We start from the raw sequence: 13723 nt of genomic DNA on the forward strand, positions 1-13723 counted from the left end.
TTGTCGCAAGTAACCTTGTGGACGGAGAGGTAAGTGGGCAAGACACGTGGGCAGGACGAGGAGCACGAAGCCGACGACGTCGAGGAGCCGGTGATTCTGGAACCGGCGTTTCGGCACGGTGTCGCCGAGGAGGACATGCTGCACGCTTTGCGCTTCGAACTGCATCACGTGGTGCAGGAGGACGGCATGGTGGTGTTCGTCGGTCCTGACCGCCAGTGCGTGCTGATCGAGGTCGGCGTCCTGGAGTGGTTCGGGATCCTCGCCATCGCCCACGCAATGCGCCCCGCCCGGGAGAAGTACCTGCGATCGAAAGGATGAATCAGATGCGACGCAACCTGGAAGCGCTGATCGCCAATGCCGACGCCCTGGCCGATCAGCTCGAGTCGTACGAACCCAAGCCAGAAGACTTCGACGCGCCCCTGCCGCCCCTGATGGCGGTCAAGCTGGCCGCGTTCAAGCGCGACGCCGCTGAACGCGACCTTGCCAAGGCCGTAGAGGCCGCCCGCGAGCAGAAGGTGTCCTGGCGCAAGCTCGGCGAGGCCATCGGCACCAGCGGAGAAGCTGTCCGCCAGCGCTACTCTCACGCTTGACCGTCCTCGCAGAACCACTCCGCCTCGGCGGCCTCGATCTGACCGTTCTGCGCGACGTGCTTCCGCTCGGCCAGCTCGGCCTGAGTCAGATCGATCTGAGGGTGTAGCTCGCGCCGCTCGAAAGCACGCTGCCGCTCCAGCAGCTGAGTCTCAGCAGCGGCAAGCTGGCAGTGCTCAACCGGCCGGGCACGGTCCAGGTCATCGAGATTCCTGGCCATCGCTCCTCCTCCCACCTGGGCAGAGTAGACGCAGCCAGCAGTGTTGGCTGTGCGTCGACAATGTCTACGCACAGCCGGCCACCAGGATCAGTCGTTTCCGCCGTCCGCCCACCCGGCTGACGGCGCTCCCTACCGCGCCACCAGGTCCGGCAGCTCGGCCCCCACCGGCGCACCGGAGTGCAGGTGACAAGCCACCAGCCGCCCCGGCTCGTCCTGCGCTGTCGGCCCCAGCGAAGGCAGCTCGACCCGGCACACGTCCATGGCGTGCGTGCACCGCGGCGCGAACGGGCACCCCGGCGGGCGCTTGGACAGGTCCGGCGGCGCCCCCGGGATGCCCACAAGCTCCCGGCGCGGCCCGTGCAGCGGAGGGAACGACCCGAGCAGCCCTGCCGAGTACGGGTGCCGCGGCCGGGCGTACACGTCCCGCGCGGCCGCCGTCTCCACGATCTCGCCCGCGTACATGACGGCGATCCGGTCAGCGACCTCGACGAGCAGAGACACGTCGTGCGTGATGAGCACCACCGAGAACCCCAGCCGCTCGCGCAGCTCCATCACCTGCTCCAGGATCTGGCGCTGCATGACGACGTCGAGCGCCGTGGTGGGCTCGTCCATGATGAGCACCTGCGGCTCCAGGGCGAGCGCCATGGCGATCATGACGCGCTGTCGCATGCCGCCCGAGAGCTGGTGCGGGTAGGAGCGCAGCCGGTCCGCCGAGATGCCGACCAGCCGCAGCAGCTCGGCCGCCCGCTCCCGGGCCTCGTCACGCCGCATCCCCGGCCGGTGGGCCGCGATGCCGTCGATGAGCTGCTTCTCGACCCGGAACACCGGGTTGAGCGAGCTCATCGCGCCCTGGAACACGATGGCGATGTCGCGCCAGCGGGCGGCGCGCAGGTCGGCGTCGGACAGGGCGAGCAGGTCCGCCCGCTTGCCGTCGCGACCCGTGAGCCACACCTCGCCGCCCGTGATGAGGCCCGGCGGCGGCAGGAGCCGCGTGGCCGCGTAGGCGAGGGTCGACTTGCCGCAGCCCGACTCCCCCGCCAGTCCCAGCACCTCGCCTCGGTTCAGGGTAAGCGAGACCTCCCGCAGCACGTGCGTGGGGTCGTCGCCGAACCCGTAGTCGACGCTCAGGTTCCGGACCTCCAGGACCGGGTCCGACGTCGTCGTCGTGCTCGTGTCCGTCGGATTCATGGCCGCGCCTCCCGCACCACCGGCGTGAACCCCACGCGCGGCCGGATGCCCCGGCGGCGCAGCGAGCGAGCGTGCAGGCCGGTGGACCGCAGGCGGGGGTTGACGATCTCGTCGATACCGAAGTTGACCAGCGTGAGGGCCATACCGAGCAGGGCGATGCACGCGCCGGCCGGCACGAACCACCACCACGCGCCGCGCTGCAGCGCAAGGTTGTTCTGCGCCCAGAACAGGATGGTGCCCCAGTTCCACTCGCTGACCGGCGTGATGCCGATGAACGACAGCGTGACCTGGGACAGCACGGCGAACGTCACGGTGCCTACGAAGCCGGAGGCGATCACCGCCGTCAGGTTGGGCATGACCTCCGCGAGCACGAGGCGCCACGTGCGCTCACCGTTGGCCCTCGCCGCCTCGACGAAGTCGCGCTTGCGCAGCGACAGCGTCTGGGCCCGCAGCACGCGCGCGCCCCACGCCCAGCCCGTGGCGCCGATGACCAGGGCCACCGTGAGCCCGCCCGCGGACGGCAGCTGCGCGGCGATCAGGATGATCAGCGGGAGCTGCGGGATGACGAGGAACATGTTCGACAGCGCGGACAGCGACTCGTCGCCGACGCCGCCAACGAACCCGGCCGTGACGCCGACGAGCACGCCCACCACGGTCGCGCTCACCCCGGCGACCAGACCGACGACCAGCACACCGCGCGTGCCGACCACGAGCTGGGACAGGATGTCGCGGCCCGTGTGGTCGGTGCCCAGCCAGTGCGCCGCCGACGGCGGGCTGAGCAGCGCGTCGCTCACCTGGTTGGGGTCGTACGGCGCGAGCCACGGGCCGAACAGCGCGAGCAGCGTGAAGAAGCCGAGGATGACCAGGCCCGTGATCACCTTGCCGTTGCGCAGGAACATCAGCCGGCTGTTCATCGGTCCTCCGTCCGGGTGCGGGGGTCGAGCAGGGCGTAGGCGAGGTCGGCCACCATGTTCGCCACGAGGACGGACAGGGTGATGACCAGGAAGCAGCCCTGCATCAGGGGGTAGTCGTGGGTGGAGACCGCCTGGTAGAGCGCGTAGCCGATGCCCTGGTAGGAGAAGACCATCTCCATGATCAGCGTGCCGCCGACGACGAAGCCCAGGGACAGGGCGAAGCTGGAGACCTGCGGCAGCACCGCGTTGCGGGCCGCGTAGCCGAGGATCACCTGGCGCTCCGCCAGCCCCTTGGCGTGCGCGACGGTGACGTAGTCCTCCGAGGAGACCGTCACCATCATGTTGCGCATCCCGAGCACCCAGCCCGCCACCGACGACAGCACCACGGTGAGGGCCGGCAGGAAGCCGTAGTAGATGACCGAGCCGATGAACTCGCCGGTGAACTCGGGCACCAGGCCGCGGTCGTAGCTGCCGCTGGACGGGAACCAGCCCAGGTTCACCGACAGCACGGCGATCGTGATCAGGCCCAGCCAGAAGTACGGCACGGCCTGGAAGAACGTCGCCACGGGCAGCAGCCCGTCGGCCCAGGTGCCGCGGCGCCAGCCGAGGAACGTGCCGACGAGCGAGCCGATCACGAACGCGATGATCGTCGCGACGCCGACCAGCCCCACCGTCCACGGCAGCGACTGGTTCACGATGTCGGCCACCGGCGTCGGGAAGTGCGTGAACGAGAGCCCGAGGTCGCCCCGTAGGAGCAGGCCCCAGTACTCGACGTACTGCTGCCCCATGCTCGTGTCCTGGTCCAGCCCGAACAGCACACGCAGCGAGTGCTCGGCCTGGGAGTCGATGCGGCCCTGCATCCGCCCCATGAGGGCCGTGACCGGGTCGCCGGGCAGCAGGCGCGGGATGAAGAAGTTGATGGTGATCGCGGCCCACGCGGTCAGCGCGTAGAACAGGACCCTGCGCAGGAGGAACCTCATCCGGCCGCCTCCCCGTTGCCCGACGTCGAACCGCCGCCGCTCGTCGAGCCCGTCGAGACCCGCCCGACCTCAGGCCGGTCCTCCCGGTCGCCGTACCCCCAGCACGCCGCAGCCCGCCCGGGCGCCACCTCGACCAGCTCCGGCGTCTCGCGCCGGCACAGCTCGGTCGCGTACGGGCAGCGCGGTGCGAACAGGCACCCGGGCGGCGGGTCGACGAGGCTCGGCGGCTCGCCCCCGGTCCGCTGGTCCCGGACGGCCGCCGCGCCGGCGCCCGCCAGGTCGTCCGGGTCGGGGGCGGAAGCCACGAGCAGCCGCGTGTACGGGTGCAGCGGCTCCTGGGTGACCGACTCGCTGTCGCCGGTCTCCATGACCTGCCCCGCGTACAGCACGGTGGTCCGGTCGGCGAAGTAGCGCGCCGACGCGATGTCGTGCGTGATGTACAGGACCGCGATGCCGAGCCGGTCGCGCAGGTCGGCCAGCAGGTTGAGGATGCCCAGGCGGATCGACACGTCGAGCATCGAGACGGGCTCGTCCGCGAGCAGCACCTCGGGCTCCGCCGCGAGCGCCCGCGCGATCGCGATGCGCTGCCGCTGCCCGCCGGACAGCTCGTGCGGGTAGGAGTCGACGTACCGCGCGGCGGGCGTGAGGTGCACCCGCTCCAGCAGCTCGGTCAGGGCCGCCTCCAGCTCGGCGCCCCGCAGTTTGCCCCCTGTGTACCGGCGGCGGTGCAGCCGCAGGGCCCGGGTGAGCGTGTAGCGCACGGGGTGCACGGGGTTCAGGGACGCGAACGGGTCCTGGAAGATCATCTGCACGCGCCGCACGTACGCGCGGAAGGCCCGCCGGCCCCGCACCCGGACCTCGGCGCCGTCGAGCAGCACCTGGCCGTCCGTGATCGGGATCAGCCCGGCCAGCAGGCGGGCGACGGTGGACTTGCCGGACCCCGACTCCCCCACCACGGCCAGGACCTGGCCGCGGTGGAGCTCGAGGTCCACGCCGTCCACCGCGTGGATCGCCCGGGCGGGCGCACGGCCCGCGATGCGGCGTCCGCCCGCCCGGAAGTGCTTGGTGAGGCCGTGCGCGGCCAGCACCGGTGTGCTCTGACTCATCAGCCGTCCGCAGGCTCGAGGTTCATCAGGATCTGGGCGGCCTGCACCCCAGTGGGCTGCGGCTGGTTGTACGGGTCCTCCTCCGACGGCCAGCCCACGTAGTTCTGCGTCGAGTACTGCGCGGTGGCCGGTCGGGTCCAGATCGGGATGCCCGGCACCTCCTCGACGAACACCTTCTGGACCGTGGCGAGCGCCTCGGTGCGTGCGGCGTCGTCGGGCGCGGCGGCGTAGTCGGCGAGCGCCTGGGTGGCGTCGTCGTTCTGGAAGCGGCCGAAGTTCCACGTGGCCGGCTTGCCCAGCTCCCGGTACTGCGCGCCGTCCATGATGTCGGCGTACATGTCCCAGGGGGTGGCGCCGCCGTCGGTCCAGTGCAGGGTGGCCTGGAAGTCGCCGGCCGGGATGATGTCGGCGAACCAGCCGTCCTGGTTGACGGGGTTGACGGTGGCGGTGGCGCCGAGCTCGGCGGCCGAGTTCTTGATGAGGTCCAGGGCGGTCAGGTAGTCGTTCCAGCCTGCGGGGTTCACGAGCTCGAACGTGACGTCCTCGCCGTCCGGGTCGACGAGCTGCTCGCCCTCCCAGGTGTAGCCGGCGTCCTCCAGCAGGGTGCGGGCGCCTTCGACGTCGACCTGAAGCTCCTGGCCGGTGTAGTCGGCGGCGAGGAACTCCTCACCGGCGGGCAGGGGCAGGCCGGTGACGCTGGTCAGCGCGGGGTTCACGCCCGATGTCGCGACGTCGACGAGCTCCTGGCGGTCGATGACCATGTTGAGCGCCTGCCGGAACGCCTTGTCGTCGAACGGCTTGGTCTCGTTGTTCAGGTAGAGGACGTCGATCCCGAGGCCGCCGGCCGCGTACTGGTGGTAGTGCTCCGGGTCCTGGGCGATGTAGACGTTCTCGAAGTCGGCGATGAACGTCCAGCCCCATTGCGCCTCACCCGTGGTGAGCGCGGTGGTCAGGGCGTTGTTGTCGTTGTACGACGAGTAGCGGATCTCGGGAACAGCAGGCTCGCCGCCCCAGTAGTCGTCGCGGGCCACGACGGTGGCGGCCTGTGGCGTCCACGACTCGAGCGTGTACGGGCCGGTGCCGACCGGGTCGGAGTTGGTGTCGGTGGTCGGGTCCTCGACGTCGGCCCAGACGTGCTCGGGCACCATGACCAGGTCGTACAGCTTGGACTGGTTGACGAACTGCCCGGCGGTGAACGTCACGGTGACGCTGCTGCCGTCGGTCTCGACCGTGTCGTAGGGCAGGGCGGCGGCGTTGAGCGCCTCGAAGTCCTTGCGGAGCTGGATGGAGAACGCGACGTCGTCGGCGGTGAACTCCTCGCCGTCCGACCAGGTGACGCCCGCCCGCGGCGTGATGACCGCCTCGGTGAAGTCCTCGTTCCACTCCACGCTCTCGGCGAGCCAGGGCTCCGGCTCCTCCGAGGGACGGGCCTGGTTGCGCATCATCAGCGGTTCGTAGATCGCGAAGGCGTAGCCGAGCGAGAGCGCCGAGGAGCCCGTGGCGAACGGGCTGTGGTTCTCGGTCTGGACGCCGTTCGGCATGCCGACGGTCAGGGTCTCGCCGCCTCCGCCGGCCGCGGCGGTGCTGCCTCCGCCGCCGCCGCAGGCCGTGGCCAGCAGCGTGATGGCTGCCGCGGCTGCGGCCGCGGCGACGTGCTTGTGAATCCTCACGGTGTGCCTCCTTGCACTCCTCCCGCGGGTGCGGGACGGATGGGGTCTTGTTCAGCAGGTCCCGGCGCCGGGATCGTCCCCGGGCCCGACGGTCAGCTCGTTGGTCAGGCGCAGGTCCGCGACGGACCTGCCGGTGCGCAGCCGGTAGGTGCCCGGCGGCGTGGTCCAGCCCCTGGCCTGGGGGTCCCAGACCTGCAGCGCCCGGGCCGGGACGGCTACGCGGACCGTCGCGCTGCCCATCGCGGGGACGTCCGCGATCGCGAAGCCGCCGAGCCACCGCACAGGGCGGCCCGGGCCGCCGTCGGGCGCCTCGACGTACACCTGCACGACCTCGCGGCCCGCGCGGCGCCCGGTGTTCCGGACGGTGACGTAGACCGTCAGGGTCGCGGGCGCGTCGTGGGCCTCGCCCCGGGCGAGGACGGCGTCCTCGTACTCCCAGGTCGTCCAGCCCAGCCCGTGCCCGAAGGGCGCGGCGGGCGCCGGGGCTTCGTCCGACCCCGAGGCGAGCCGGCGCTCCCAGGCCCGGTAGCCGACGTCGGTCCCCTCGGCGTAGTCGACGACGCCGTCCACCGGCCGCGCGTGCGGCACCGGGACGTCCTCGAAGCGGGCGGGCAGGGTCCACGGCAGGCGGCCCGACGGCTCGGTCACACCGGTCAGCACGTCCGCGAGCGCCGTGCCCGCCTCCTGGCCCGGCAACCAGCCCCACAGGACGGTGGGGACCTCGTCGAGCCACGGCAGCAGCACGGGCGCGCCGGCGTTGACGACGACGACGGTGCGCGGGTTGGCGGCCGCGACGTGGCGCACGAGCTCGTCCTGGTTCCCGGGCAGGTCCAGGTCGGGGCGGTCGTAGCCCTCGGACTCGACCTCGGCGGTGGTCCCGACCAGCACGATCGCGACGTCCGCGGCCGCGGCCGCCTCGACCGCGCGCGCCAGCTCGTCGGCGGCCGACGGGCCGGGCAGCCGGTGCACCAGCGCCGCGCGCACGAAGTGCCCGTAGCCCACGGCATGCACCACCTGCAGCGTCGCGTCGACGACGGCGGTGCCGCGCACCCTGACCAGCTCCGCGATCGGGTGGTTGTGCCCCGAGGAGAGCACGATGTCCTCGTCCACGCGGGTGTGGCCTTCGGTGACTGGGACGTCGTCGACGCGCACCCGGTGCACTCCGACGGTGCCGACGCCCAGCTCGTGCGCGCCCGGCTCGTCGAGCCGGATCCGCGTGCGCACGCGGACGGCGTCGGCGTCGGGCCGCACGTCGTGCAACCAGCCGGTCCACTCATGGGCGGTGTACTCCTCGAGCGTGCTGCCGTCCGCGGCGAGCAGCGTCACGTGCAGCCCGGGCTCGCCGCTGACCGGGTCGGCGCACCGGTCGACGTCGAGCTCCGGCGGGTTGTGCAGGGCGCGCGCACCGGCGAGCAGCGTCACCTCGGACCCCCGCGGCAGCGCCGCGCGCAGCTCGTCGGCCGGGTAGGTGAGGCGGTCGGGATGCACGAACGACGAGCCGCCGCCCTGGAAGAACGGCTCCACAGCCGCGGGGCCGAGCAGCGCCACGCGCAGCGGGCGGGTGCGGTCATGCACGAGCGGCACCAGCCCGGCGTCGTCCTTCAGCACGACGACGGACCGGGCGGCGAGCTCCCGCAGAAACTCCGCCGAGGTCGTTGTGGGCGCGATCGTTGCTGGTTCCTGCCCCGTTATAGGCGCAATGTTCGCGCCCGCAACGAGGGGGGTGTCGTCCCGGAGGGGGAGGCGGCCCGTCCGGGTTGCCAGGCGGAGGAGGCGGAGGACCTTGTCGTCCAGGTCCTGCTCGGCGACCTCGCCGGAGCGGACGGCGGCGAGCAGGCCGTCGCCCCACGCGCCGTCAGGCCCGGGCATCTGCAGATCGAGCCCGCCGCGCACGGCCGGGGCGACGGACTGCGTGGCCACCCAGTCGCTGACGAACAGGCCGTCGTAGCCCCACTCCTCCTTGAGGAGGTCGACCACGAGCGGCCGGTGCTCCAGGAGCGGGGCTGCGACGCCGCCGGTGTCAGCGCCGTTGTAGGCGCCCATGACGGACCACGGGCCGACGTCGCGAACGAGCCGCTCGAAGGGCGCGAGGTAGGCCTCGCGGAGCGTCCGCTCGTCGAGGCGCGCGAGGTAGCGCGTGCGCTCGGTCTCGGAGTCGTTGGCCACGTAGTGCTTGACGCACATCCCGACGCCGTGGGCCTGCGCGGCACCCACGAGCGCCACGGCGATCTCGGCCGTCAGGTGCGGGTCCTCGGAGTAGCACTCGAAGTGCCTCCCGCCCACGGGTGTGCGCTGCAGATTCACCTGCGGGGCGAGAACGACGTCGACGCCGTGGCGCCGGGCCTCGGCCGCGAACAGCGCGCCCGACCGCGCCGCCAGGACCAGGTCCCACGTGGCGGCCAGGGCGGACGGCGCGGGGAACATCGCCGACGTCCCGCCGTCCGGGCCGCGCACGCCGACCGGGCCGTCGGACATCACCACCGGCTCCAGGCCGAGGCGGGGCACCGCCGTGGTCGCCCACATGGAGGCGCCCACGACGAGCGACACCTTCTCCTCGGCGGACAGTTCGTCGAGGAGGCGGAGCAGCTCGGGCTCCGGGGCGATGGCCTGCGTGGTAATTGCCTGCGATGACAAGTGTTTCTCCGTTCAACGCCGGACGGCTGCCCGCATTCAACCACACTTACTTACTGGTTAGTAAGTCCCATCACCGCGTATCGTTGGGGCATGTCCGAAGCGACCGAGCAGGCTGCCCCCAAGGCCAAACGACCCACCCGCGCCCACCGCCGGGAGGAGATCCTGGCCGCGGCCACCCGGGTGTTCGGCTCGAAGGGCTACCACCAGGGCTCGCTGGTCGACGTCGCCGCCCAGGTCGGGATCACCCACGCCGGGGTGCTGCACCACTTCGGCAGCAAGGACAAGCTGCTGTGGGAGGTGCTCGAGTACCGCGACCGGGTGGACGTGCAGCACCTGGAGGGCAAGCACATCCCCGGCGGCATGGACCTGTTCCGGCACCTGGTCACCACGGCGCAGCTGAACGCCGACCGGCGCGGCATCGTCCAGGCCTACGCAGTGCTCACCGGAGAGTCCGTGACGGACGGCCACCCGGCGTCGAGCTGGGTCGGGCACCGGTTCTCCGTGCTGCGCGGCGAGATCGCGGAGGCGGTGCGTGAGGTGGCGCGGGAGCGCGACGTCACCCTGCCCGACGGCGAGGCGGAGCGCGCCGCCAACGCCGTCATCGCCGTCATGGACGGCCTTCAGCTGCAGTGGCTGCTCGACCCGGAGGCCGTCGACCTCGCCGAAGCCACCCGGTTCGCTATCGAGTCCATCCTGACGGCGACGCTGGGCAGCACCGTGCGGATCGCGAGCACCTGACCCGCGCGGGGGCCGGCGCTCGGCCGGCCGGCCGCGCTACCACTCGGTCTTGAGCCGCCGGTGCTCCTTCGTGCTCGGCGGCACGTCCATCTTCTGCAGCGTGAACCCCATGATGTCGCTGAACACCGGCGCCGCGACGTCACCACCGAAGATCGAGCTGCTCGGGCTCTTGAGGAAGACGCCGACGGTGTAGCGGGGGTCGTCGGCCGGGGCGACGCCGATGAACGACGCCATGAACGTCCAGCCGTTCCCGGCGGGCATCTGCGCGGTACCGGTCTTGCCCGCCACCCGGTAGCCCGGCACTGCGGCGTTGGTGCCCGTACCGCCGTCCTCGGTCACCGCCTCCATCATCTCCAGGAGCGTGTCGGCGGTCTCCTCCGAGATCACCCGCTCCCCCGGCTCGCGCGGCGCCGGCGTCGTCTCGCCGTCCGGGCTCGTCGAGCCCTCGAAGAGCGTGGGCGTCATCCGCACGCCGCCGTTCGCCACGGTCGAGAACACGCTGGTGGCCTGCATGGCGTTGACCGACAGGCCCTGCCCGAACAGCACCGTGTACTGCGTGCGGCCGTCCCAGTCCGCGACGTCGGCGGGCGGCATCAGGCCCACGGACTCGCCCGGCAGGCCCAGGCCGGTCGGCTGCCCGAAACCGAACTTCTCCAGGTACTCCTGCCGCTCCTCGAGCGGGATCTTCTCGCCGACCTGCACGGTGCCCGTGTTCGACGACTGGGCCAGCACCCCGGTCAGGGTGAGCCGCTGCACCGGGTGCTGGTGCGAGTCGTGGAACGTCTGGCCGTTCGGCGTGGTGTAGCTGTAGGGCACCGTGAACCGGCTGTTCGGGTTCCAGTGCCCGCCCTCCAGGGCCGCGGCCATCGTGATCACCTTGCCGGTCGATCCGGGGTCGAAGACGTCCTTCACGGCACGCGAGCCGCCCGCGACGGCCGATGTCGACCGGTCGTTCGGGTTGACCGCGCCCGAGTCGGCGAGCGCGACGATCTCGCCCGTCTTCAGGTCCTGCACGATCGCCATGCCGTACTCCGCGCCGGTGCTCCGCTGGGCCTCGTCGACGGCGTCCTGCGCCTTCCACTGGACGTCGTGCACGAGCGAGAGCTGGACGTCGTCGCCCGGCACCGCCGGGACGGACTCCTGCCCGGCCGCCGGGATGCGCAGGCCGTCGAGGCTGCGCTCGTACGTGTCCGAGCCGGCGGTACCCGACAGCAGGTCGTCGTACGCCGCCTCGATACCGCCCTGCCCGGTCTGCTCGTCGTCCACGAAGCCGACCAGCGAGCCCGCGACCGTGCCCGACGGGTAGGTGCGCCGTGAGGTGAGGTCGGTCCGGACGTACGCGCGGATCTCCAGGTCGGCGATGGCGCGCTGCACCTCGGGCACCACGTTCTTGGCGAGCACCTCGTAGCGGGACTCGCCCACGAGCTGGGCCGCGAGCTCGTTCTTCGGCACGTCGAGGATCGGCGCGAGCAGCTGGGCGATACCCAGGGCGCCGTCCTCCAGCCCGCGGCTGGTGCCGCGGAAGTCCTTGATCGCCACCGGGTCGCCGATCACCGTGTACCGGTCCACCGAGGTCGCCAGCACGACGCCGTTGGCGTCCGTGATGTCGCCGCGGTGCGCCGGCGTGACGGCCGTAGCGGTGCGTCGCGCCTCGGCCGTCGCGGCGAGGTCGGGCCCCTCGATGAGCTGCACGTGCACGAGCCGCACCAGGAAGACCAGCACCACCACCGCGGCGATCCCGACGAGCCAGCGCTGGCGGACCTCCGGGCGTCCCGGCCGGGGCGGCAGCGGCCGCGCCACCCGGGAGCGCGCGGGCCTGGGCTGCGCCTTACCCGGGCGCGGCCCGTCGGGCGCCTGGAAACCCAGCCGCGTGCTCGACGCACGCGGCTGGGTCTTCTTGGGCTGAGTTTTCCTCGTCCGGGCCTGCTGCGGCTGGGCCTTCTTGGGTTGTGCCCTCGAGGGCTGGGCCGCCCTGGACTGCGGCTTCCCGGACTGGGACTTCTTGGGTTGGGACTTCTTGGGTTGGGGCTTCTTGGGCTGAGCCGCGCGCGACTGACCCGTGCGCGCCTGCGCGGAACGGGGTCCGGCAGCGCGCCCCGTCGGGGTGCGCTGCCGGCCCGAACCCGACGTCGGCCGGGTCACTGGTCCGTTCCCTTCACCACCTTGCCGGTGCGGATACTGACCATCGTGGGGTTCTCCGCCGGCACCATGCCGAGGCTGCGGGCCCTCGCCGGCAGGTCCGTCTGGGCCGCGCTCAGGTCCTCCTGGAGCCCCTGGACGTCCTGAGCGGTCTGCGCGACCTCGCCCTGGAGCTGCGACATCTCGTACGAACCCCGCGCGAGCGTGGTGTTCAGGACCAGCACCGCGACGAGCGACACGATCATCAGGGTGGCGCACAGCACCAGGAACGGCACCCGACTCTTCGAGTGCAGCGGCGCGCGGACCACGTCCAGGCGGCGGCCGCGCTGGCCGGCACCCCCCGAGATGGCGGTCAGCGGTGCCCGGCGGGTGCGGGGCAGCTCGGCGGGACGGGCGCGGGCCGTCGCAGCGGTCGTGGCACTCATCGGCGGTCCTCCTTCGCGGTGTGGTGCGTGGTGGTGCGGTTCAGCAGGTGCTCGGGTGTGGGGCGCAGACGCCGCGCGGCGCGCAGCCGGACCGACGCGGAGCGCGGGTTGCGCTCCAGCTCCTCGGCGTCGGCCTCCTCCGCGCCCCGGGTGAGCGCCTCGAGATAGGGCCTGTGCGTCTCCGGCTCGACGGGCAGCCCGGACGGTGCGGACGACGTGGTGCCCCGCGCGATGGCGCGCTTGACGATCCGGTCCTCCAGCGACTGGTACGACTCCACGACGATCCGGCCGTCGACCGCGAGCGCCTCGATCGCGGCGGGCACGGCACGCTCGAGGACCTCGAGCTCGCCGTTCACCTCGATCCGCAGCGCCTGGAACGTGCGCTTGGCCGGATGACCGCCCGTCTTGCGCGTGGCCGCGGGAATGCTGGCCCGCAGCAGGTCGACGAGCTCGCCGCTGCGGTCCCACTCCCGTTCCGCCCGACGGCGGACGATGGCCCGCGCGATCCTGCTCGCGAACCGTTCCTCGCCGTACTCCCGCAGGATCCGCGCGAGGTCGCGCTCGTCGTACGTGTTGAGCACGTCGGCCGCCGTCAGCTCCTGGGTGGAGTCCATACGCATGTCGAGCGGAGCGTCCTGGGCGTACGCGAAGCCCCGCTCGGCCTCGTCGAGCTGCAGCGAGGACACGCCGAGGTCCATGAGCACGCCCTGCACGGAGCCGCCGGCGTGCTCGTCGACGACGGAGCCGATCTCGTCGTACACCGCGTGGACGGGCGTGAACCGGTCACCGAACCGGGCCAGCCGGGCGCCCGCCAGGGCGAGCGCCTGCGGGTCCCGGTCGATGCCGATGACGCGGGCTGTCGGGATCTGTTCCAGGACGGCCTCCGTGTGGCCGCCCATCCCGAGCGTGCAGTCCACGAGGACCGAGCCGGGCTCGGCGAGCGCGGGCGCGAGCAGGTCGACGCACCGCTGGAGCAGCACCGGAAGGTGGCGGTCGGCGGCGTCGCTGCTGGTGCCCGGACGGTTGTCGGTCGCGTTCATCGGTGTCTCCTCTCCTGCGTCGTGCCCTGCGGTCCTGCTGGTGTTCTGCTGCTGTCCTGCTGAAGAGGCCGGTGTCGGCTT

At 72.1% G+C, this 13723-nt stretch carries 13 protein-coding genes; 3 read left to right on the forward strand and 10 right to left on the reverse strand.

The window, feature by feature from the left end; genetic code table 11:
- Nucleotides 1-33 precede the first annotated feature (33 nt).
- Both EW117_RS29975 and EW117_RS02315 read left to right on the forward strand, forming a co-directional pair.
- A complete protein-coding gene (locus EW117_RS29975; protein WP_242504038.1) occupies nt 34-318 on the forward strand; it encodes a hypothetical protein in 285 nt (94 codons plus the stop codon).
- 5 nt (nt 319-323) lie between these two features.
- Nucleotides 324-590 (forward strand): hypothetical protein, encoded by a 267-nt coding sequence (locus EW117_RS02315; RefSeq protein WP_129783281.1) that lies wholly within the window; start codon nt 324-326, stop codon nt 588-590.
- On the opposite strand, the gene EW117_RS02320 is transcribed toward EW117_RS02315, so the two are convergent.
- The 7 genes from EW117_RS02320 to EW117_RS02350 form a co-directional block, all read right to left on the reverse strand.
- Complete coding sequence (locus EW117_RS02320; RefSeq protein WP_129783283.1) at nt 581-808, reverse strand: hypothetical protein; 228 nt, start codon at nt 806-808, stop codon at nt 581-583. The two genes, EW117_RS02315 and EW117_RS02320, sit on opposite strands and share 10 nt — an antisense overlap.
- A gap of 129 nt (nt 809-937) precedes the next feature.
- Nucleotides 938-1996 (reverse strand): ABC transporter ATP-binding protein, encoded by a 1059-nt coding sequence (locus tag EW117_RS02325; RefSeq protein WP_129783285.1) that lies wholly within the window; start codon nt 1994-1996, stop codon nt 938-940.
- Nucleotides 1993-2910 (reverse strand): ABC transporter permease, encoded by a 918-nt coding sequence (locus EW117_RS02330; protein WP_129783287.1) that lies wholly within the window; start codon nt 2908-2910, stop codon nt 1993-1995. The genes EW117_RS02325 and EW117_RS02330 overlap by 4 nt, the downstream gene beginning before the upstream one ends.
- Nucleotides 2907-3890 (reverse strand): ABC transporter permease, encoded by a 984-nt coding sequence (locus EW117_RS02335; RefSeq protein ID WP_129783289.1) that lies wholly within the window; start codon nt 3888-3890, stop codon nt 2907-2909. Before EW117_RS02335 ends, EW117_RS02330 begins: the two co-directional genes overlap by 4 nt.
- Nucleotides 3887-4996: an ABC transporter ATP-binding protein gene (locus EW117_RS02340; protein ID WP_165362415.1), complete on the reverse strand. Its 1110-nt coding sequence runs from the start codon at nt 4994-4996 to the stop codon at nt 3887-3889. Before EW117_RS02340 ends, EW117_RS02335 begins: the two co-directional genes overlap by 4 nt.
- Nucleotides 4996-6666, reverse strand: a complete 1671-nt coding sequence (locus EW117_RS02345) for an ABC transporter substrate-binding protein (RefSeq protein ID WP_165362416.1) — start codon at nt 6664-6666, stop codon at nt 4996-4998. Before EW117_RS02345 ends, EW117_RS02340 begins: the two co-directional genes overlap by 1 nt.
- 51 nt (nt 6667-6717) lie before the next feature.
- Nucleotides 6718-9300 (reverse strand): beta-d-glucosidase, encoded by a 2583-nt coding sequence (locus EW117_RS02350; RefSeq protein WP_129783291.1) that lies wholly within the window; start codon nt 9298-9300, stop codon nt 6718-6720.
- Nucleotides 9301-9390: 90 nt separating this feature from the next.
- Here EW117_RS02350 and EW117_RS02355 point away from each other — a divergent pair, with 90 nt between their 5' ends.
- Nucleotides 9391-10038: a TetR/AcrR family transcriptional regulator gene (locus tag EW117_RS02355; RefSeq protein ID WP_129783293.1), complete on the forward strand. Its 648-nt coding sequence runs from the start codon at nt 9391-9393 to the stop codon at nt 10036-10038.
- A gap of 36 nt (nt 10039-10074) precedes the next feature.
- Here EW117_RS02355 and EW117_RS02360 read toward each other — a convergent pair whose 3' ends face one another.
- Genes EW117_RS02360 through rsmH form a run of 3 tightly spaced genes read right to left on the reverse strand, consistent with a single transcriptional unit; the run spans nt 10075 to nt 13642 of the window.
- The gene (locus EW117_RS02360) at nt 10075-12180 is read right to left on the reverse strand and encodes a peptidoglycan D,D-transpeptidase FtsI family protein (protein ID WP_129783295.1); all 2106 of its coding nucleotides are present in this window, start codon (nt 12178-12180) and stop codon (nt 10075-10077) included.
- Nucleotides 12177-12602 carry a cell division protein FtsL gene (ftsL, locus tag EW117_RS02365; protein WP_129783297.1) on the reverse strand — a complete coding sequence of 142 codons (426 nt, stop codon included), beginning with the start codon at nt 12600-12602 and terminating at the stop codon, nt 12177-12179. The genes EW117_RS02360 and ftsL overlap by 4 nt, the downstream gene beginning before the upstream one ends.
- Nucleotides 12599-13642 (reverse strand): 16S rRNA (cytosine(1402)-N(4))-methyltransferase RsmH, encoded by a 1044-nt coding sequence (rsmH, locus tag EW117_RS02370; protein WP_129783299.1) that lies wholly within the window; start codon nt 13640-13642, stop codon nt 12599-12601. Before rsmH ends, ftsL begins: the two co-directional genes overlap by 4 nt.
- Nucleotides 13643-13723 lie beyond the last annotated feature (81 nt).

The organism is Promicromonospora panici (assembly GCF_900608595.1).
Lineage (GTDB): Bacteria > Actinomycetota > Actinomycetes > Actinomycetales > Cellulomonadaceae > Promicromonospora > Promicromonospora panici.

Coding starts and splice junctions, on each gene's coding strand:
- EW117_RS02330 (WP_129783287.1), bottom strand. CDS start 2,910: ATGAACAGCCGGCTGATGTTCCTGCGCAACGGCAAGGTGATCACGGGC.
- EW117_RS02325 (WP_129783285.1), bottom strand. CDS start 1,996: ATGAATCCGACGGACACGAGCACGACGACGACGTCGGACCCGGTCCTG.
- ftsL (WP_129783297.1), bottom strand. CDS start 12,602: ATGAGTGCCACGACCGCTGCGACGGCCCGCGCCCGTCCCGCCGAGCTG.
- EW117_RS02315 (WP_129783281.1), top strand. CDS start 324: ATGCGACGCAACCTGGAAGCGCTGATCGCCAATGCCGACGCCCTGGCC.
- rsmH (WP_129783299.1), bottom strand. CDS start 13,642: ATGAACGCGACCGACAACCGTCCGGGCACCAGCAGCGACGCCGCCGAC.
- EW117_RS02340 (WP_165362415.1), bottom strand. CDS start 4,996: ATGAGTCAGAGCACACCGGTGCTGGCCGCGCACGGCCTCACCAAGCAC.
- EW117_RS02335 (WP_129783289.1), bottom strand. CDS start 3,890: ATGAGGTTCCTCCTGCGCAGGGTCCTGTTCTACGCGCTGACCGCGTGG.
- EW117_RS02320 (WP_129783283.1), bottom strand. CDS start 808: ATGGCCAGGAATCTCGATGACCTGGACCGTGCCCGGCCGGTTGAGCAC.
- EW117_RS02355 (WP_129783293.1), top strand. CDS start 9,391: ATGTCCGAAGCGACCGAGCAGGCTGCCCCCAAGGCCAAACGACCCACC.